The 19,491-nt window shown below is 47.8% G+C and carries 20 protein-coding genes and 2 pseudogenes; 21 read left to right on the top strand and 1 reads right to left on the bottom strand.

All coding sequences use genetic code 11. From position 1 onward, the window contains the following. The first annotated feature begins 23 nt into the window (after window positions 1-23). The 8 genes from spo0A (at window position 24) to pyrE (ending at window position 8,035) form a co-directional block, all read left to right on the top strand. Window positions 24-821 (top strand): sporulation transcription factor Spo0A, encoded by a 798-nt coding sequence (gene spo0A / locus ACFSB2_RS10120; RefSeq protein ID WP_377943000.1) that lies wholly within the window; start codon window positions 24-26, stop codon window positions 819-821. A gap of 824 nt (window positions 822-1,645) precedes the next feature. Then, window positions 1,646-2,158: an HIT family protein gene (locus ACFSB2_RS10125; protein ID WP_377942915.1), complete on the top strand. Its 513-nt coding sequence runs from the start codon at window positions 1,646-1,648 to the stop codon at window positions 2,156-2,158. A 35-nt stretch (window positions 2,159-2,193) separates the two neighbouring features. Continuing rightward, window positions 2,194-2,700, top strand: coding sequence for a GNAT family N-acetyltransferase (locus ACFSB2_RS10130; RefSeq protein ID WP_377942916.1), 507 nt, complete (start codon window positions 2,194-2,196; stop codon window positions 2,698-2,700). A 36-nt stretch (window positions 2,701-2,736) separates the two neighbouring features. Continuing rightward, window positions 2,737-3,231: an NUDIX hydrolase gene (locus ACFSB2_RS10135; protein WP_377942917.1), complete on the top strand. Its 495-nt coding sequence runs from the start codon at window positions 2,737-2,739 to the stop codon at window positions 3,229-3,231. A gap of 75 nt (window positions 3,232-3,306) precedes the next feature. Then, window positions 3,307-3,942 carry a histidine phosphatase family protein gene (locus tag ACFSB2_RS10140; RefSeq protein WP_377942918.1) on the top strand — a complete coding sequence of 212 codons (636 nt, stop codon included), beginning with the start codon at window positions 3,307-3,309 and terminating at the stop codon, window positions 3,940-3,942. Between the two features lie 48 nt (window positions 3,943-3,990). After that, on the top strand, window positions 3,991-6,399 hold the full coding sequence (locus ACFSB2_RS10145; protein ID WP_377942919.1) for an excinuclease ABC subunit UvrA: 2,409 nt from the start codon (window positions 3,991-3,993) through the stop codon (window positions 6,397-6,399). Further along, window positions 6,386-7,321, top strand: a complete 936-nt coding sequence (locus tag ACFSB2_RS10150) for a serine hydrolase domain-containing protein (protein WP_377942920.1) — start codon at window positions 6,386-6,388, stop codon at window positions 7,319-7,321. Before ACFSB2_RS10145 ends, ACFSB2_RS10150 begins: the two co-directional genes overlap by 14 nt. 159 nt (window positions 7,322-7,480) lie before the next feature. Further along, window positions 7,481-8,035 carry an orotate phosphoribosyltransferase gene (pyrE, locus tag ACFSB2_RS10155; protein WP_377943001.1) on the top strand — a complete coding sequence of 185 codons (555 nt, stop codon included), beginning with the start codon at window positions 7,481-7,483 and terminating at the stop codon, window positions 8,033-8,035. A gap of 13 nt (window positions 8,036-8,048) precedes the next feature. Here the strand turns inward: pyrE and ACFSB2_RS10160 are convergent, their stop codons facing one another. Continuing rightward, a complete protein-coding gene (locus ACFSB2_RS10160) occupies window positions 8,049-8,294 on the bottom strand; it encodes a hypothetical protein (protein WP_377942921.1) in 246 nt (81 codons plus the stop codon). Between the two features lie 246 nt (window positions 8,295-8,540). On the opposite strand from ACFSB2_RS10160, the gene ACFSB2_RS10165 reads away from it, so the two are divergent. From ACFSB2_RS10165 to abc-f, 13 genes and pseudogenes are all read left to right on the top strand, one after another. Continuing rightward, window positions 8,541-9,353, top strand: coding sequence for an HAD family hydrolase (locus ACFSB2_RS10165; RefSeq protein WP_377942922.1), 813 nt, complete (start codon window positions 8,541-8,543; stop codon window positions 9,351-9,353). Window positions 9,354-9,432: 79 nt separating this feature from the next. Continuing rightward, the gene (locus ACFSB2_RS10170; RefSeq protein WP_377942923.1) at window positions 9,433-9,921 is read left to right on the top strand and encodes a DinB family protein; all 489 of its coding nucleotides are present in this window, start codon (window positions 9,433-9,435) and stop codon (window positions 9,919-9,921) included. Between the two features lie 86 nt (window positions 9,922-10,007). Then, window positions 10,008-11,330 (top strand): GrpB family protein, encoded by a 1,323-nt coding sequence (locus ACFSB2_RS10175; RefSeq protein ID WP_377942924.1) that lies wholly within the window; start codon window positions 10,008-10,010, stop codon window positions 11,328-11,330. Window positions 11,331-11,385: 55 nt separating this feature from the next. Further along, a complete protein-coding gene (locus ACFSB2_RS10180) occupies window positions 11,386-11,898 on the top strand; it encodes a 2'-5' RNA ligase family protein (protein ID WP_377942925.1) in 513 nt (170 codons plus the stop codon). 32 nt (window positions 11,899-11,930) lie between these two features. Then, a complete protein-coding gene (locus ACFSB2_RS10185) occupies window positions 11,931-12,491 on the top strand; it encodes a GNAT family N-acetyltransferase (protein ID WP_377942926.1) in 561 nt (186 codons plus the stop codon). Continuing rightward, entirely contained in the window at window positions 12,488-13,030 is a 543-nt protein-coding gene (locus tag ACFSB2_RS10190) for an HD domain-containing protein (protein WP_377942927.1), read from the top strand. The genes ACFSB2_RS10185 and ACFSB2_RS10190 overlap by 4 nt, the downstream gene beginning before the upstream one ends. 57 nt (window positions 13,031-13,087) lie before the next feature. Further along, a pseudogene (locus ACFSB2_RS10195) lies at window positions 13,088-13,963 on the top strand (SDR family oxidoreductase); the annotation flags it as partial. 21 nt (window positions 13,964-13,984) lie between these two features. Beyond that, window positions 13,985-14,356, top strand: a complete 372-nt coding sequence (locus tag ACFSB2_RS10200; protein ID WP_377943002.1) for a VOC family protein — start codon at window positions 13,985-13,987, stop codon at window positions 14,354-14,356. A 45-nt stretch (window positions 14,357-14,401) separates the two neighbouring features. Beyond that, window positions 14,402-14,860, top strand: a pseudogene (locus ACFSB2_RS10205) (GNAT family N-acetyltransferase); the annotation flags it as partial. 15 nt (window positions 14,861-14,875) lie between these two features. Further along, the gene (locus tag ACFSB2_RS10210) at window positions 14,876-15,316 is read left to right on the top strand and encodes a VOC family protein (protein ID WP_377943003.1); all 441 of its coding nucleotides are present in this window, start codon (window positions 14,876-14,878) and stop codon (window positions 15,314-15,316) included. A gap of 62 nt (window positions 15,317-15,378) precedes the next feature. Beyond that, window positions 15,379-15,930 (top strand): GNAT family N-acetyltransferase, encoded by a 552-nt coding sequence (locus tag ACFSB2_RS10215; protein WP_377942928.1) that lies wholly within the window; start codon window positions 15,379-15,381, stop codon window positions 15,928-15,930. A gap of 143 nt (window positions 15,931-16,073) precedes the next feature. Beyond that, the gene (locus tag ACFSB2_RS10220) at window positions 16,074-17,348 is read left to right on the top strand and encodes an MFS transporter (protein ID WP_377942929.1); all 1,275 of its coding nucleotides are present in this window, start codon (window positions 16,074-16,076) and stop codon (window positions 17,346-17,348) included. Window positions 17,349-17,774: 426 nt separating this feature from the next. Continuing rightward, entirely contained in the window at window positions 17,775-19,463 is a 1,689-nt protein-coding gene (gene abc-f, locus ACFSB2_RS10225) for a ribosomal protection-like ABC-F family protein (RefSeq protein ID WP_377942930.1), read from the top strand. The last annotated feature ends 28 nt before the right edge of the window (window positions 19,464-19,491 follow it).

The raw sequence follows: 19,491 nt of genomic DNA on the forward strand, positions 1-19,491 counted from the left end.
GAGGGAGTCTGTCGGTGTCGTTTTTGAATGTTTTAATCGCGGACGACAATCATGAATTTGCTGATTTGCTTGGCGAATTCATTTCATCTCAGCCGGATATGAATCTTTGTGGGGTTGCATACAACGGAAATGACGTACTAAATTTGGTGCGTGACACCGAACCGGATGTGCTGGTGCTTGATATCATTATGCCAGTGCTTGACGGTATAGGCGCATTGGAGCGTCTGAACGATGTATCCAGAAGACCGCCCAAAGTCATTATGCTCACCGCGTTTGGACAAGAGACGGTGACGCGCAGGGCTGTGGAGCTTGGGGTTTCGTATTTCATCCTCAAACCGTTTGATATGCCCTTGTTGGCCGATAGAATTCGCCAAGTGGTCCAGGGCAACACAGCACCAGTGGCAGCGACGCAAATGCACGCCGCATATCAGGGAGCGACTTCATCCACACCAAATCAGGTGATGAAAAGATCGGTGGATGCCCAAATTACTCAAATTATTCATGAAATTGGCGTGCCGGCGCATATCAAAGGATACCATTATTTACGGGAAGCCATCGGTATCGTCTTTGATGATGTGGAGATATTGGGATCGATTACAAAAATTCTGTATCCGCGCATTGCTGAGCGTTACAAGACAACCCCATCTCGTGTGGAACGCGCAATACGCCATTCGATTGAAGTGGCGTGGGGACGTGGCAATATGGATGCCATTCGCAAAGTGTTTGGTTATACAGTCAGCGCGTCAAAGACCAAACCAACCAACTCGGAATTTATCGCAATGATTGCGGACAAACTACGGATGGAGCATCGGGTCAGTTAAGGGGCAGCAGTTTAGGAAGGTACATCTGTGCAAGTGGATAAAGGTTGATAATTCTCCCTTTGTTTTGGACTCAATCCAAGTCTCCTGTCTCCATAAATTGATTTCTTACTACGGAGTTCGTTTTGCAGGGTTGGGAAAATGGACATGAACGCTCCAAATTTTTATTGCATTATCACAACAATTGGTCAAAATGCTTGACGGCGTGAACAGCCAATTAAACAAATATGCGCACATGAGAAGAACGAAATTAGGGCTGTTCGCACTTCAACGGCCAGACGACAGTATGTTTTTACAACGAAGAGGCAAGCACATCACGTAAACCGTTAAACGCTGTAATGGTCAATGTTGCAGCAGCGCGAGCAGATTCAAATAAGAGGGTTCAAGCAAACAGAAGCAACAAAGGAATTGGGCTTAACCGCAGTGGAAGAGATGATATTTGGCGAGAAAATCTGGTCTCGGTAAAAAAATTCAAACGCTGAATTGTTTAGGTGCTGCATGTTTCATGGTTTACGGCACGAGTCATGATGATTTTTTTGTAAGATTCAGACATGTGAAGCAAGCCGTAATTTGCGTGGTAAACAATTAAACGCAGGATCGAACACAGTATTTCTCCCAAAGGGTGAGGGCCGACGGCTGAATCTTGAATTTGGTGGTGCAATGGGAGTGGCCCTGCCTTATATCATCCACTGACAGGCGACGAAAGTCGTCTGTTTTTATTTACGCAGACAATATAGTTGACGGAGAAGGTAACTGGAAGGGATTTGTAATCCAGCGTTGAATTCATATTTTACGGTTTTTATTCATGCTGAATTGGAGTTGATGACATGAGTGTTGTGAAACCGTCTACCGACGAAGAATTGAAGCAGAGGGAGTTGGTGGAGCAGCGTGTGAAAGCGCTTCAAGAAATGGGGATATGCCCTACATGTCAGAATCTCGACAGTGTTTATGGTCCCTTTACAGGGCGTCTGTACTACGAAGATAAGTATGTGCTTCTGTTTTTAGATGATTATCCAAGAAATCCAGGTCATTCTATTTTATTGACCAAGCACCATTACGAGGACCTGTCGGAAATGCCGCTAGAATTAGGCACGCATATTTTGAAGGTAACACAGGCGGCTATTCAAGCGCTCAAAGAAGTTGCTGATGCGGAAAAGGTCTATTTCATCACGATGTGTGACGGAAAGAGGAATCATTTGCATTTCCAACTGCTTCCGCGAGTGAACACTGAATCTCTACGCGGATTTGACGTTTTCTTGAAAAGACGTGGTGTGTTGGTTCGAGATGATACATTGCTTTCGAATTTGAACAAGGCAGTGACGAAGGCGTTATCCGAGTAATCTGCACTGATTTGTTCACGAAGAAAGGGATGAAGATGAACAAAGCGATTCAGATTCGGCAGATGACTGCCGACGACATCGACCATGTATTTTGTATTTTTGATGAACATGATATCGGGAAGCCATTGGACTACATTTTAAAATGTTGGGAAGAAAATAAAACAGGCGAACGCATTACGTTGTTAGCATTTTATGAACGGCAGTTTGCTGGAAGCTTACATCTGCTTGCAAAGTCACATTACTCGTATTTTGTTGAAAATGGCATACCAGAAATCAATGATTTTAATGTCATTCCACCTTTAAGAAGACATGGCATCGGGCATGCGCTCATGGCGGCTGTCGAGCATATCGCGATTCGTAAATATGGTGTTGTCGGTGTAGGCGTTGGCCTATTTGCCAGTTATGGAGATGCACAGCGTTTGTATGCGAAAAGAGGGTATGTACCAGACGGAAGAGGCCTTACATACCATGGGCAACCAGTCGTACAAGGCAGTATGGTGCAGGTCGATCACGATTTGGCTCTGTATCTAACGAAGTCATAGCGTGGGGATGTTTTTAAAAAGAGGATGGTTGCCTAAGTGAATGATATCAACAAAAACGATTTTTATCGCCACATAGGCGTATATGGAATTTGCGTTAATGGAAATCGATTATTGGTCATTGAGAAACTTTTAGGGCCATATACAGGACAATATGATTTGCCAGGCGGCAGGCTGGAGGGCAACGAATCTCTAGAGCAGGCAATTACACGTGAAATTGCGGAAGAGACAGGGGTTACCACTGTTAAGCTGAGTAGCATTGGTACGTGTGACTTTAGTGTGTTGTGGACAAGAAAGGACAACACAATGGAGCGCCTTCATCACATCGCGATGATGTACGAAGTGGAGTTGAATATTGAACAGCCACCAGGCGTCATACATAGATTCGAGGGTCAGGATTCGGGAAGGGCAATTTGGCTTTCATTGAGAGATGTCACAATAAAGAATTCATCACCGTTGGTCTTACAAGCAGTAGAGTGGATTAATTCTAGCACGTTGCCAATTACCTGCAAGCCTTTTGATTATTCCACGTAATCGTGTTGTGGATATTGAGCGATTGGCATCAGAGTCTGTAAAACATCCGTTTCTGTATGCGAAAGGGACATTGAAATGAGTAGCGTAATTGTAATTCAACATTGTCAATCAGAGCACCACATCAATCAATTGTCGGGCGGTTGGACAAATACGCCACTTACGGGTTTAGGACGAAAACAGGCTGAACTGGTTGCAGGGAAATTAAAAAAACTGATAAATGGCGACGGTCACGAGTATGTTTTGTACGCCTCTGACTTGTTGAGGGCAAAGCAAACAGCAGAAATCATTGGGAAACAGCTGGGATTAGTAGTTACGGTAGAGCAGGATCTCAGAGAAATAAACAATGGCGTTGCGGCAGGCAAAACTAAAGATTGGGCTAGAGAAAACAGAAATCTTCGGACAGGAAATGTGTTTGATATAGATTACCAAGAATTCCAAGACGGTGAGACATGGCGGCAATTCTATCATCGAGTATGTAACTGCATGGATAGGATATGCAATTGGGAAACGGAGAAAAATCTCATCATTGTAACGCATGGTGGAACTTTGAGTTATATCGTTGCCTGGTGGATGAACTTTGACCCGCAGATGTTGGCGACATCATATTTCTCGGCTTCAGTAGGCAGTATATCTGTTTTGACTCAGAATGATTTCCGACAAAATGTTTTGGCTGTATTCAATGATACATCGCATCTGATGGCGTTGATGTGAGCATTAGCGAAAATAATGAATTGAATGATGATATAGAGGGGAATGAGCGTGGACTTCGTACGAATTCAAGGTGCTGTTCTACATAATTTGAAGCATATCAACTTGGATATCCCCAAGGGGAAATTCGTCGTGATTACAGGGGTTAGTGGATCAGGGAAATCTACACTCGCCTTTGATCTACTGTATCGAGAGGGAAGACGCAGGTACGAACAGGCTGTCGGTGCAAACAGTGTTGAGGAAAAGGAAGGATTCGAGAGCGTGACCGGTTTGGTGCCAACCGTCGCGGTCGAACAGCGGATCATTCGTCAATCCAATCCGCGAAGTTTGGTCGGTACCAGAACAGGGATATTGGAACTGATGCAGATCGTATTTTCCCTTGTGGGGCAGTATCCGTGCGCGTGTGGTGGCATGACAGATTCACGGAGGATATGTAAAGCATGCGGTCAGCAGGTTGAGCCGTTGCCGAACGCCTATTTCAACTTCAATTCTCCACTGGGGATGTGTTTGAACTGCTTTGGTACAGGTCACGTATCGATCATAACTGTGGATAGACTCTCGCAAGGATCTCGTTTTCAACAGGAGTCAGTTTGGCGCGTATCACCTGCTAAGCTGCGAGAGGGATTGAAGCGATTAGGAAAAGCCTATGGGTTCGATCCCGCTGTTTCTTATTTTGATTTGCCTTCTGAAGTGCAACAAGCGTATATGCACGGAGACTTGACGGTAGGATACGAAGGGCTGATTCCGTTTTTACATCGCATCACTGCTGGTGGTGAAGGTTCCGAAACAACTGTTTGCCTTGCTTGCCAAGGCGCGAGAATCGGTGACGAAGCAAGAGCGGTCACCATTGGTGGATTGCACATCAGCGCATTGGCTGGCAAAACCCTCCGCGAACAGGCGCTGTATTGGAATCAAGTATCTGGACAGCTGATTGAAGCTGACCCAAATATCAGCATTGTCTTGAAAAAGATTCGCGAAAAAATAAACAATTTGCACGATGTCGGATTATCTCATCTATCTTTATATCGAAAAACACCCACATTGAGTGGCGGCGAATTACAGCGCTTATTTCTTGCTTCATATCTGGATTCAGAATTAGAAGGTCTCCTTTATGTCTTTGATGAGCCCACAGTCGGGTTGCATGAAAGCGAAAAAATGCTGTTGACCAAACGTTTAAAAGATCTACTGCGGCTTGGCAACAGCGTGATTGTGGTTGAACATGATCCCGGTATCATACTTGGCGCTGATTGGATCATCGAGATCGGACCTGGCGCTGGTGAAGAAGGCGGGCGAATTGTCTACGAAGGTGACGTGAAAGGGTATTTAACATGTAGGGGATCTCGCCTTGCGCCATTTATCCGTGAATATGCGAATACTAAACGCTACAGTTCAATGGATAAATCCCAAAAACAAAAGGTGACAGATGTAACGCCTAAGCTGACGCTTCGTCATGCGACCACTCACAATCTGAAGGATGTATCTGTGTCCATCCCGCTCGGCGTGATGGTCGGTGTGTCTGGAATATCAGGTAGCGGAAAAAGTTCTCTGATCGCGTCCACTTTAGTCCCTCTTTTAGAAAGATTCTATAATGACTCAATCGATGAACAGGTTGACGAGGATGTGTCCATAGATGATTCCGTGGATGCCGAACTGGTTGGCGCCGAACAATTGACGGGCGTTTCAGTGATCACACAATTGTCGATTGGGCGGGCAAAAACATCTACACCTGCAAGTTATATCGGCATATGGGACCGAATTCGCTCTCTTTTTGCACAGCAAGAACATGCCAGGGATTCAGGCTTAACGCTTGGGGATTTTTCTTTTAATTCTACAGGCGCTTGTGCGGAATGTAAGGGTGAAGGGGTCATTCGGAAAGAAACGCGTGGGTTTGTCTTCACATGGCCATGTCACGTTTGCGGTGGAACCCGTTATCGCAAGGAAGTACTTGAGATTTCTATATCTGGTAAGAACATCGCCGATATTTTGGCGATGTCCGTATCCGAAGCAGCCAAATTTTTTCAACATGAGCCTGCTATCGTCGGGCCGCTTGCCATATTGGAACGGGTCGGCATGGGCTATTTGAGATTAGGCCAGTCATCCACCACCATAAGCGGCGGGGAAGCTCAGCGGATCAAACTGGCCAAGGCATTCGGACGGACTCGTAGCAAAGGTATGTTGTATATTTTGGACGAACCGACATCAGGACTGAGCAGTGCAGATGTCATCCGTCTCATGTCCGTTCTTCGCAGTCTTGTTGAACGAGGAAATACCGTGTTGATCATTGAGCACGATTTATCTGTCTTGAAGTCGAGTGATTGGATCATCGAGATGGGACCTGGCGGCGGGGACGAAGGCGGCGAGATCATCGCTGCCGGCACGCCGGAAGAGCTCATTTCAGTACCGACTTCTATGGTTGGATCCTATTGGCGAGAGGACGTCGTTGAGAATGCCACGCTTTGAGAACTGGACGACTTTATCTCCAGAGGAAAAAGGGTTGGATGAGGTTAGGCTTAACCAGATGGATCGCGAAATTGCCGCCAAATATCCCAACATCCTAAGTGCGCTGATCTTGAGAGACGGTGTGATTGTGCATGAACGTTACTATCACAACAACGGATCAAATGATGCATTGCCGGTGATGTCAATCAACAAAAGCATTTTGTCGGCATTAATTGGTATGGCCATAAAGAAAGGCGTTTTCCACAGTCTAGATCAGCTCGTCTTGGATTTTTTTCGTGACATGGATTTGAGTGGCATTGATCCACATGTTCACCGCTTGACATTGCGCCATCTCTTGACGATGACTTCTGGCTTTTATTACACGCGATTGGCGGGTGATGCCCAGCCCATCTGGCACAGAACCACGAATAGCCGAAATTGGGTCGAATTTAGTTTAAAGTTGCCGGTACGTGACGCGATGGGGCAGCACTTTAACTATAAAAATACAGATGCCTTGCTAGCCGCCGCATGTCTGTCCCGCGCAACCGACAAGCCGATAGGAGAATTATTGGAAGCGTGGTTATTCCAACCGCTCGGAATAGAGGTTCCTCGCTCTGAATCAGAAGACCCGCAGAGACTAGGAATTGGTCCTGTCTATCTGCCTGCACGAGACATGGCCAAATTCGGACATCTCTATTTACAACAAGGTTCCTTAGGGGGGAATCAAATTATCCCTGCAGAATGGGTAAAAGAATCCACAACCAGCCATGTAAAAAACTACGGATATTTTTGGTGGGTTGATCCCGATGGTTACTCTGCGTCTGGAGCAGGAGGAGCCTTGATACAAGTGATTCCCAAACAACAAACGGTGGTCGTATTTCAAAGCAAACATCTACGGCGGTTCAAAGATCCTCGTGATCTTGTACGTCATTATGTAATTTGAGAACTCATGACAAACTGTTCATCTTTTTCACTCCAACAGGCGCGTGAGCAAAGCAAATGAACGCTTTATTGCAATGGTGTCTATGGTAATGTGTTTACAACGACAATAGGTGAAAAATGGCTACACCATGTTTCAACTCCAAACAAGGTAGGTGGTACAGTGATTCGTCAAGATTTAGCGCAAGCAGTTTATGAAACGTGTCATTTAACGGGGATATTTACATTGAGATCAGGAAAAGAAGCGAATGAGTACTTTGATAAATACTTGTTCGAGTCCAATCCAACGCTCTTATCATCGGTAGCAAAGCACATGGCTTCGCTCATTCCAGAGGGAACAGAGATCCTTGCGGGACTTGAAATGGGTGGAATCCCTCTAGCAACGGCGATATCGATAGAGACAGGGATTCCAGTGGTTTTTGTCAGAAAAAAGGCGAAGGCATATGGAACATGTAAATTGGCTGAAGGCATATCCGTAGCGGGTAAATCTGTTTGCATCGTAGAAGATGTTGTCACAACAGGAGGACAAATTCTTTTAAGCGCCAAAGATTTACGCGAAGTAGGCGCACTGGTGAAAGATGTGATCTGTGCGATTCAACGAGAAGAATCTGCTACTGATACGTTGCTTGCTGGTGATCTGTCGATCCATCCTTTATTCACAATGAATGACTTACTGCAAAGTCGGTCAGATCACTACACCCAAGGGGGTAATATGTAAAAAGAACGGGCAATTACGCCCGTTCGCCTTTCAGTTCGTCAACATCTAATCGCAAGTCGCTGGCGTATCGGTTCACCAGCCGTACCCTTGTGCTTAATCCGTCCATCCGTTCTTCAACACGTTCAAGACGACTATTGACTTGCTGGAAGCCATGGTTCATTTCCTGCCGCATTTCAGCAACTTCCTTCAACGCCTGTTGGGTAAGTTCGTTGTTCCTAGCGACCATCTTGAACAACTGTTGGACAACGTCTTCACTCACATTGTTTCGCCCCTTCAAGATATCTAGATACAGTGTAACACGCCGCAACGTTATGGTGACGACTGCTGATAATTTTACAGAAAAATTTTTCGAAGACAGGGGTACGTCCTGCTAAGAAGCTTTTTATTGTATATGGGTTGCGTTTTTGTTAACATTCTCAATATTTAGTCTGCTGCTTCTGGTGTCTTAAAGCGCATCATCAATGAAAAACTCATTCTTGCAATGCGAGTGGCGGGTGATTCCAAAATGTTTCAGACGAAATGCATCGTATTGGATTTGGACGGGACGTTATTGAACGATGAAAAGGCCATATCTCCTCTAAATCGCCTTGCCATAGCGGCATGTAAACAAAAAGGAATTCAAATCGTGATCGCAACTGCCCGTCCACCCAGATCTGTTCGACATCTTTTACAGGATGAACCGTTCGATGGATATGTGATCTATTATAATGGAGCTTTGATCACGAACGAGTCCCAGGGAATTCGCCATCACGTCTGTATTCGCACTGAAACGGCTGTCATGATTGCTAAGTTTTTGTCCGAACATGAACCGCAGGCCATCATTTCCTACGAGGTAGACGACGCATGGTATTGTATAGATCCAGTTCCTGAAAACCGATGTGCCGAATTCGGATTGCGTCCCAAAGATCCAAAGCCAACTGTGGTTGACAAGTCGTTTTTTGATTCTTTATCGCCTACCAAAATTCTCATTCTTGGCCTACAGCATTGGGAAGCAATCCGTGACCACTTCGTTGAGGATGTCAATGTGATATGCACAGATGGTGGAATATTGGTACAGATCATGGACAAGTCTGTGTCAAAAGAACACGCCGTGCGTAAGGTGCTAGAGCAGATGGACATTCCGCCAGAGGAAACCATGGCGTTCGGCGATGACTTCAATGACATTGGACTATTTGAGCTATGTGGTTTTCCTGTGGCGATGGGCAACGCCATAAACGAATTAAAAACACTTACCAAGTACGTAACGGAGTCCAACAATGTCGATGGCGTAGCCGTTGCTTTACAGAAACTGGTTTTGTCGATTCCAAAGGGCATATGACGACAACATACCTAAAATCCAATCTAATCTTATAACCCTGATACGCTATTCTTCAAAATCAATTTTGGAGGGAGCCCCGATGGACTCTGTAACGGATTCGCTGTTAGAGCAAATGCGTTTTCGCCTGGATAAAGATTCATCCTGGTTTGTTCCCTTAGAAAAAGCGCTGGATGGAGTTACGGCTCCGATTGCATCGTGGCGTCCTAAGGATGATTTCAATAGCATTTGGCAGATTGTAAACCATCTGACGTTTTGGACAGCGTTTGTTTCGGGACGCCTCCTTGGCGCGGCGCCAACCGGGGAGCGTATAGACAATCAAATGACGTTTGGTGAACCAGGTGATCCAACAGACGAGAAGGGGTGGGGATATTCGTTATTCACACTTTATTCGTCGTATCGCGACTTTCACAATCATTTAGAAAAGGCGACCGCCGAAGACCTGCACAGGGTGGTCAATAGTGCTGGTGCGTCAGCTTTGACAATGATGAATGGTTGTCTGTTACATGATGCTTATCACATCGGACAAATTGTTCTGCTCAGGCGACTTCAAGGCGTTTGGAATGGATAACTGCTTTTGTAATAGCGAGTGCTCAACCAGCGAGAACGTCCAGTGATGATTGTCTTTGCCATGCTAACTATACGGAGGTGGGCTAAGTGCTTGGTGCTCCGCGGAATACAGTTCATTTGCAACCGTATCATCCAGCTTGGAAAAGCATGTTTGAACGGGATGAAGCGCAATTGCAAAATGTGATTGGCGCGTACGTGGTTGATATCCAACATGTAGGCAGTACATCTATTGTAGGGCTAGATGCGAAGCCGATGATTGATATCGCCATTGGTGTGGCCACTTTCGATCACGTAGATGAAATCGCTTCTGAGCTCAAAACGTTAGGTTATCTTCGATTGCGTGTGAAACTTGACGGCAAAGTGGTCTTTGCCAAAGACACGGACATGGGAAGAACCCACTATTTGCATTTAGAGATTTACAATGGCGTTCATTGGAATGCGCATCTATTGTTTCGGGATTATCTTCGTGCTCACCCTGAAGTCGTAGAATCCTATTTGCAGTTGAAACGTGAATTGGCAGTTCAATTTAGTGACGATGTAAAAAGCTACACGGATAGTAAGAAAGCATTTGTTGATGCCATCTTGGCGCAGGCGCAAAAAGAACGTAGTGAGAGTGATGAGTCTATGCAGAAAAAAGTGTACCCCATTTTAGAGTTCGATCCGGCGACACACGCGATGATCAATGCGGCTGAACACATTCGTCCCATCGACATTCCGGAAAGCTGTGTAGTTTGCTTTTTTAAGGACGTGATCGACAAACTCGTCAGAGACGGCCATGCTCGCGTTTTGACAGAACTGGGGTCTGAATCTGGGAAAAATCTGGTATATGAAGTGAATTACAACGGGCAGCGGGTCGCTTTGTTTCATCCCGGGGTAGGTGCGCCAAGCGCAGCTGCATTCTTAGAAGAGGTCATTGCTTTGGGCTGCAAGAAATTTATTGCCTGTGGTGGAGCCGGTGTGTTGGACAAGCATATTCAGGTTGGACATATTGTGATTCCGAATTCGGCCGTCCGGGATGAGGGGACGTCGTATCATTATCTGGAGCCGGGGCGTGAGGTGGAAGCGGATGCGAACGGAGTGCGCGCCATTGAAGAGGTGCTCAGCGCACACGGTGTTCCATATATCGTTTCGAAGACGTGGACAACGGATGCCTTTTATCGCTCGACACCCAAAAAAGTAGAATTGCGCAAGTCAGAGGGATGTTTGACGGTCGAGATGGAATGTGCGGCGTTTTTTGCCGTAGCCAAGTTTAGAAACGTGGCCTTTGCCCAACTGCTGTACGGTGGTGATGATTTGGATTCCGAAGTATGGGATGCGCGGGACTGGAACAAGCAGTGGCATGTGCGAGAACGGCTATTTTGGTTGGCTGTGGCGTCCTGTATTGCTTTATCTGCTGGTGAGAAAGTATGAAAAAACGGGAAAGTTGGAACAAATGGATTGCCCCCACCTCTTGGAGCAGAAGCGCATGAACAGGCTTCGCGCAATCCATATTTTCCCGAAGTTCATTGACGCGAGGCCCATTCACGAGATAAGAGCAAAATACGATGGTTTGCATTCATTCATTGCCCCACATGTGACATTGGTTTTTCCGTTCGTGAGCGATATCACATCCGCTGCACTTGAACAGCACGTGCAAAACGCAGTTCGAGCGATATCACCATTTGCGTTGGTTTTGCAGAGTGTCACTGGTGCAGAAGGTGGGTACCTTTTTCTGAACGTCAAGCGAGGAAATGACGAGATCATCAAGCTCCACGATCAACTATATACAGGGTTGCTGCGAAACTTTTTAAATCGCAATCTGACATATATGCCACATTTGACGGTTGGACGTATAGAGGACGCGTCTGTCTTTCAACTTGCACTTAGCGAGACGGAAAGTTTTGTCACTCCATTTGCGACAACGGTGGACGAAATCGCGATTGAATCGATTGCAGACAATGGCGCCTCGACCATGGAGGCAGTTATCCGTTTGGACTGAACGCCTATGCAGGGCGCAGACGAGGTGAGCGAATGCGTGTATTTCAAACAGGTGGACTGGCAGTTCGCCAATTGAGTGCAGTGGATTATCCGTTGTTGGCGAAGTGGCTCAGCGATGCAAGCGTGTTGGCGTTTTATGAGGGGCGAGACAATCCATACAACTTGGCGCAGGTGGAGCAGGTGTTCGGCAGTAAAGCGGATCGTCATGTGACTAGCTGCATTGTCAACTACGACGGAACGGATATCGGATACATTCAGTTCTATCCTGTTGCAGCAGACGAGAAGGAGAAGCTCGGTTTGACGATGTCAAAGACCATATATGGCATGGACCAATTCATTGGCGATCCGTCATTTTGGAATCGGGGGCTTGGCACGCAATTGGTCACAGCGATGGCGCAATATCTATGTCAGCAGCTTCATGCCAACCAAGTGGTGATGGATCCACAGACATGGAACACGCGAGCCATCCGATGTTATGAGAAGGCCGGGTTTCACAAAATCAAGCAACTTCCGAGGCATGAGTGGCATGAAGGGGAATGGCGTGATTGCTGGCTCATGTCGTATCCGCTGGAAGAAGGGGGCGAAATGCCGTGATGGATCTCAATCGCTTGATTGCTTTTGCGCGTCCATTTTACGCGGACAAAGATGTCATGCACGATTTAAGCCACATTGACAGGGTCATCAACGCCGCCAAGCAGTTATTGAAATACCATCCGGAGATACATCATTGGGATAGCATCGTATACGCGGCTTACTTTCACGGTTTTATCTATTTTCATGAGGAAGCCATCAGAGCGTTTTTGGATCGTGAAGGGCTAGATACGGGCAGCGTAGAGCGCATCGTAACAATCGCTTGGGAATCGCAAAAAGATGAGCTGGCAGAATCACTAGAAGGAAGGCTACTGCATGATGCGCACATGATCGAAGGAGGAAAAACTTATCTAATCGTAAAATCACTATGTACGGGGACGGCGAGAGGCCAAACGCTGGAGCAAACGTTGCAATATTTTGAGAAGTACGTACTTGGCGCGGGCGTATGTTATCTTCCGGAAGCCCAAGCTGTCTATGCGGAAATGCAACAATTTGCTTCGGACTTCATTCGCGATTTAAGGGAAGGGTTAAAACCGGTGTGACTTCTTCACAATCATGTTGCGAATGGAAAAATTGACAATAGCAACGGAGGTGTGAATTTGCTAAATCGACCTTTGAAAGGGAAAATCGCAGTCGTCGCGGGTGGGACGCGTGGGTGTGGACGTGCCATCGCCGTCTCGTTGGGCGAAGCGGGGGCAACGGTGTATGTCACGGGGCGGAGTGTGCGGGGGCACACAACAGGGCGGCCCGAGACGATAGATGAGACGGCTGAAATGGTGACTGCACGCGGCGGGATCGGCATTCCCGTGCAGGTGGACCACACGGTGCAATCTGAAGTCGAGGCGCTGTTCGAGCGAATCGCCAATGAGCAGGGGCGGGTGGATTTTTTGATCAACGACATCTGGGGCGGGGATGAACTGGCGGAGTGGCATATCCCGTTCTGGTCACATTCGTTGGCAAATGGCCTACATATGCAGACGCGCGCCGTCCACACGCATCTCATCACGACGCATTACGCCGTGCCGCTGATGCAGCAGTCTGGCGGTCTCGTGATTGAAATCACCGATGGCGTCGACTACGACTACCAGGGGAGCTTGTACTACAGTCTCGCGAAAGTGTCCACGATTCATCTGGCGGAGGCCATGGCCCAAGACTTTCGCCAATACGCGCCGAATATCACGGCCGTGGCGCTGACGCCAGGTTTTCTGCGCTCTGAGGCTGTGCTGGATACACTTGGTGTGACGGAAGCAAACTGGCGGGATGCCATCGCCAATCGACCGGATTTCGCAGCTTCGGAGACACCTTACTTCATTGGACGCGCAGTGGTCGCTTTGGCGACAGACGACAATGTTGCGCGAATGGCTGGGAAGACACTGTCCACGTGGGCGTTGGCCAAAATGTATGGTTTTCGCGATGTGGATGGCGCGCAACCTGATTGGGGCGCTTACTTCCGCGAGGAGATTCAGCCGCAACGGAATACCGGGCATGTTCACCATGTGGAGCTCAATGTCTCAGCGTTGTCGCGATCAGTGAAATTCTGGGGCTGGTTGCTTGAATACCTGGGCTATGAAACCTATCAAGATTGGCCCGAAGGACGCAGTTGGCGTAAGAATGACGCCTACATTGTCTTGGTGCAAACGATGCCAGAATATTTGGCAACCCCCTATCACAGACGACATACTGGCTTGAATCACGTTGCGTTTCACGCAGGTTCCCGCAAGCAAGTGGACGAGTTGACGAACTTGCTTCGGGAGAGGAACATACCGATTCTGTATGAAGATCGCCATCCGTTTGCAGGCGGATCGCAGCATTATGCAGTATTTTTCGAAGATCCCGACAGGATCAAGGTGGAGGTCGTCGCGCCCTAAGACCTGAAGGGGTACCAAGGAGGAGGCATTTTTTTGTACACACGTGTGATCACCGCAGATGATGCGTCCATCTACCGGGCGCTGCGCCTGGAGGCGCTTGCGAAAAATCCGGAATCATTTCTCACGACGTATGACGAATATCTGACAAGGCCGCTGGCGCAAACTGCGGGGCAGCTTGCGCCGACGGATCACAGCTTTACGCTTGGGGCTTTTACAGAGGATGGACAGCTTGTCGGTATGGTGGCGCTCGTGCGGGAAAAGCAGACGAAAGTGGCGCATATTGCCCATCTTTACGCGATGTTTGTGGCGCCGGATTTCCGCCAGCGTGGCGTTGGTCGCATGCTGCTCACGACGCTTATTGAAAAAGCGCGACAGTTTGCGGGATTGGAGCAAATCCAGCTCACTGTGGTCAGCGATAATACCGCCGCCAAGCGGTTGTACGAGTCGGTGGGATTTACAGTGTACGGGACAATGCGTCAGGCGATGCAGGTGTCTGGACGTTATTGGGACGAGTTGGAGATGGTCTTATATCTTGCCGAGGAAGAGACGCTGCATAGTAAAGTGATATCTCACGGAGTGCAGGGGTTCAGTCACGTGACCATCGATGTGGCCCATCTGGCGCAATCGCTGGACTTTTACGTCCGTACACTTGGCATGGAAGTCGTGCATCGCGGACGGCGAGACGTTTATCTGACATGGGGCACGGCATGGGTATGCCTGCAGGAGCGTCCTGAATTGTCCCCTTTGACGCAACAGTTGGGGGTTAATCACGTGGCGTTTTATATCGCTCCCGCCAAATTTGATTTGCTGGTCGATGTGCTGCGCCAGGCAAACGTCCCGATTGTACGCGGCCCTCTACAGCGCGGCGGCGGTTGGTCGATCAATTTCTTAGATCCCGATGGTGTGCAACTGGAGTGCTACACGGCGACGTTGGCCGAACGGATGGAGACCTGGGTGTAATTCGGTATTTATATTTGCCGCTAATCCAGTAGTTTCGTGGACAGATTGAGGAGATGAATGCGTTGAAACGACTGATGGTCAACATGTATCGGCCCAACAGCCAGCATATCCCTGTTGTTGAACCGCCAAATGGATTTCATGTGCGGTGGTTTCAAGCAGGAGATGAAGCCACTTGGGCGAGGATTGAACAGCAGGCGGGGGAGTTTGCAACGGAGACCGCTGCTATGGAGCGTTTTTCACGCGATTTTCCCGACGTCGGTGTCCTGGCGGATCGTTGCCTGTTTGTTGAGAACGCAAGGGGCGAAGCGGTGGGGACAGCGACGGCGATGTCTGGCACCTTGGATGGACGGCATATGGGACGCTTGGGCTGGGTCGCCGTGACACCAGCCTACCAAGGCTACGGACTTGGCAAGTGGGTTGTCTCTTTGGCGATGCAACGGATTGCAAAATCATATGAGGAAATGTATCTGACCACTCAGACCACCAGTGATAGAGCTGTCGGCATCTATCTGCACTACGGCTTTCAACCTTTTCCTTACGGGGCGGATGACAAAGAAGCTTGGGCTTTGTTGGCAAAGGCACTGGGGAGAGAGATTGCCCTTCAGTTTGGGTGAGAGGTTGCTTTGATGCAGCATATCTAGTCGTACGATGCTCAAGGCGGCCATGCTTGAAGAATTTCAAGCGGAAGATAGGAATCGCGATCCAGAGGACACATGACGAGCTGTGAAACACAGTGTGACGAAAGGAAGTCATGACCTTGTCTACCGTATTAGAGAAGACGCCTGGCTATAGTGAGTTGATTCAGATCCCAGCATTCTCAATCTTCTGGGCAGGACGCATCGTGTCAGGGCTTGGCGATATTTTATTTACGATGGCGACCATGTGGTATGTCCTATCGACGACCAATTCTGCTCTGAAAACGGCGCTTGTTCCACTGGTGCCGATGTTGTCATTCATCATCCTGGCCGTACCATTAGGGACAGTTGCGGATCGCCTACCGAAGAAAGTCATTCTTGTGGGAAGCGATGTCATCAGCGGTGTCATTGTTGGATGTGTCTACCTGCTGATGATTTGGCATCACGCCAGCGCGGTTGAGATATACACAGCCAATCTCCTGCTCTCTGTTGCAGGCATGTTGTTTAGCCCGGCAGAACAAGCTGCTTTGCCCAACATACTGCCCGACCGTGAACGCCAATTGGCGCCAGCCAATGGCTTGTTGAGTGCGACAAGCCAGGCGATCACGTTGCTCGGCTATGGTGTGGGGGGACTTATCGTCGCTTGGCTGCATCCAGGAAATGCAGTGCTTTTGGATGGTATCTCTTTTTTCCTAAGCGCCATTAGCTTCGTGCTGTTGTCCATTCCAGCCTTGCGCGCCAAGGCAAGTCAAGGTGTGCTCGGCTTTTTGCGCGACAGTTCTGAGGGGATTCGCTTCATATGGAGAAAACGCACTTTGCGTGTCTTGGTCTGTTTTGGCGCCATCGTCAATATGACAGGTGCGCCCATTCAAATTTTCACTTCGGTGTTTTCGAAAGAGGTACTCCATGCAGGTGTCGCTGGTTATGGTTATCTGGAAGCGGCTGCGGCTGCCGGAGGACTTGTAGCATCTCTGCTCTCTGGTAAGTTAGCCCACCGACTGCGGTTGTGGCAGTGGATGACTGTATCCTTTCTCACCGGCGGGTTATCGCTGTTTTTCATGGCGCTGTTCCCTTCGCTTTGGCTGGCCATCGCTTTGTTTGGCATTGCCACAGCAGGGAGTTCGTTGTTGAACATCCCATTAGCGACATCCTTGCAATTACTTGCGCCTGAAGATATGAGGGGACGTGTCATGAGCAGCTTCGGGTTGTTCTTCAGTAGTGCCAACCCCGTCGGACTGATAGCAGGCGGTTGGTTGATAAACGTACTTGGCGCGAGGTTCTTGTTTTCCATCGTAGGGGTGTTGGGGGGCATATCTGGCATCATCAGTCTGTTCTTTCGAACGTTTCGCGACGATGATGAATTAAATCGTGGATTCGATTCGTCAACTTCCGCATAAAATGACGTGATCCAGCCACTTTCGCATAGGGCCAAGCCTATCTTGAAGTAAGGTTGGTACACTTATGTGCGGGATTGGCTGCCAAATCACTGAATGTACAGATATTTGGATTGTCTGCGAACAGACGATGACATACAATGAAATAGAGCAGTATATGTGGAAAGGTGGTATTTCGTTTTTAACATGGATACTTCGATTGTATTCTAACAGCCTACTTCAAAGGGCCCGTTAAATGCACGGGGTTGGTGGATCACGTCCGTCAACACGCGAAGGAATCCATGGCAAAGCAAAACACAATTGGGCTTTTGGCGGTTAACGTGCCAAAAGATTCATCCGTTGCGTTTCACCCGCCGTGGGTATCTGTGCACACGGCTTTTTGTTGTGGGTCGGTAAAGTTTCTGACATCACAATGGGAGGAATGAATGCATGCCTGATATTTCAGTGAGTCAAGTATCCAAAGCATATGGGGACAAAATCGTTTTAGATTGTGTGTCTTTCCAGTTGAGCAGCGGAGAACGAGGTGGACTTGTCGGCGCAAACGGGGCAGGAAAATCCACTGTGTTGAAGCTGCTGACGAAATCGATAGATAAAGATGGGGGCGTTGTGAGCATTTCTCGAGATGCGGAGATCGGATATCTTCCCCAAACTTTGCCCTTTGCTAAAGATGAAACGATTGGTCAGAAAATATTTGATGCACAAGTTGAGTTGCGCACGATAGAACGAAGGATGCATGAGTTAACCGAGCGTATGATTACAGATGATTCTGGTGAATTGGAACAGCTCATGAACGAATACGGGCAATTAAGCACAAGCTTCGAGCAACGTGGTGGATATGAGTTGGATTATCGTATAGCAACTGTGCTACAAGCTTTGTCACTGGATCATCTAGACGACTCGCGGAGGATTTCGACGCTATCTGGTGGCGAAAAAACAAGACTTGGACTCGCCACGTTGCTCATTCGTGCACCTGACGTCTTGTTACTTGATGAACCGACCAATCACCTTGATTTCGACATGTTGGATTGGTTAGAAGAATATCTCACTGGTTACAATGGAACACTCCTCATCGTCTCTCATGATCGGCGCTTTTTGAATCGGTTCGTCACAAAAATATTTGAAGTAGATGAATATGATCACCAAATTCGAACGTATGTTGGAAATTACGATTCCTATAGAGCACATAAGCAGTTGGAACGCAGGCAGTGGGCGGAACGCTATCTCCAACAACAGGAGGAAATTCGCGAACTGAAAAAGCGTCTGTATGACAAAGCTCGCCAAGTAGGACATCATCGTCCACCAAGAGACAACGACAAAGTGCATTACAATGCACGTGGGCACAATGTGCAGAACACAGTATCACGGAATATCAGAGCTGCGCAGATCCGATTGGAACGAATCATGTCTGATCCAGTTGAGAGACCACCTGAACCGATGAGATTTCAAGGCAATTTGGAATCGGGGCAAGTTCATCATCCTGTAGCCGTATCGATTTCAAATTTGTCTGTTTGTGGGGACAGCGGATCGAAAATCCTCGATGGTGTCCATTTTACACTGGGACGACGCGAGCGCATCTTGATGATAGGCGCAAACGGAACAGGAAAAACAACCTTACTCAACGTGATCGCAGGTTGTAGGCGACCGGATGAAGGAGAGGTTTTCGTACCATCACATATAAAGATTGGTTATTTGCCGCAGGAAGTGTCGTACGAACACATCAATTTGTCTGTCTTGGATTATTTCCGACAGGACCTGTTGGGGGAACGAAAGGCACATGTGTCGCAGTTGCTTTCCTATCAATTGTTTCGTTTTGAGCGCTTTAACGCACCAGTCAACAGTTTGAGTCCCGGACAATACCGCAAACTGGCGCTTGCCAAATTAATGGCTTCGCAACCTACATTATTATTGCTTGATGAACCCACTAATCATGTAAGTTTTGATGTTTTGGAGGAATTCGAACGTGCGTTAGACGATTTTAGTGGCCCCATTATCGCAGTTTCTCATGATAGATGGTTCATCCAAAATTTCAGAGGTGATAAATGGCGTCTGAAGGATGGACAACTAAATCGGATATCATCATCTTCAGAGTCCCTGATGGGCGACGATAAAGCGCAGTGATTTTCCCGATAAAAAGTCCATCGCGGTG

Origin of the sequence: Alicyclobacillus fodiniaquatilis, from assembly GCF_042678105.1 — a bacterium.
In the GTDB taxonomy this organism is placed as follows: Bacteria; Bacillota; Bacilli; order Alicyclobacillales; family Alicyclobacillaceae; genus Alicyclobacillus; species Alicyclobacillus fodiniaquatilis.

What these genes read in the sequence shown, in the direction of transcription:
- ACFSB2_RS10125 (WP_377942915.1), top strand. Translation starts at nt 1,646, where the DNA reads ATGAGTGTTGTGAAACCGTCTACCGACGAAGAATTGAAGCAGAGGGAG.
- ACFSB2_RS10130 (WP_377942916.1), top strand. Translation starts at nt 2,194, where the DNA reads ATGAACAAAGCGATTCAGATTCGGCAGATGACTGCCGACGACATCGAC.
- ACFSB2_RS10140 (WP_377942918.1), top strand. Translation starts at nt 3,307, where the DNA reads ATGAGTAGCGTAATTGTAATTCAACATTGTCAATCAGAGCACCACATC.
- ACFSB2_RS10150 (WP_377942920.1), top strand. Translation starts at nt 6,386, where the DNA reads ATGCCACGCTTTGAGAACTGGACGACTTTATCTCCAGAGGAAAAAGGG.
- ACFSB2_RS10165 (WP_377942922.1), top strand. Translation starts at nt 8,541, where the DNA reads ATGTTTCAGACGAAATGCATCGTATTGGATTTGGACGGGACGTTATTG.
- ACFSB2_RS10170 (WP_377942923.1), top strand. Translation starts at nt 9,433, where the DNA reads ATGGACTCTGTAACGGATTCGCTGTTAGAGCAAATGCGTTTTCGCCTG.
- ACFSB2_RS10180 (WP_377942925.1), top strand. Translation starts at nt 11,386, where the DNA reads ATGAACAGGCTTCGCGCAATCCATATTTTCCCGAAGTTCATTGACGCG.
- ACFSB2_RS10185 (WP_377942926.1), top strand. Translation starts at nt 11,931, where the DNA reads ATGCGTGTATTTCAAACAGGTGGACTGGCAGTTCGCCAATTGAGTGCA.
- ACFSB2_RS10210 (WP_377943003.1), top strand. Translation starts at nt 14,876, where the DNA reads ATGGTCTTATATCTTGCCGAGGAAGAGACGCTGCATAGTAAAGTGATA.
- abc-f (WP_377942930.1), top strand. Translation starts at nt 17,775, where the DNA reads ATGCCTGATATTTCAGTGAGTCAAGTATCCAAAGCATATGGGGACAAA.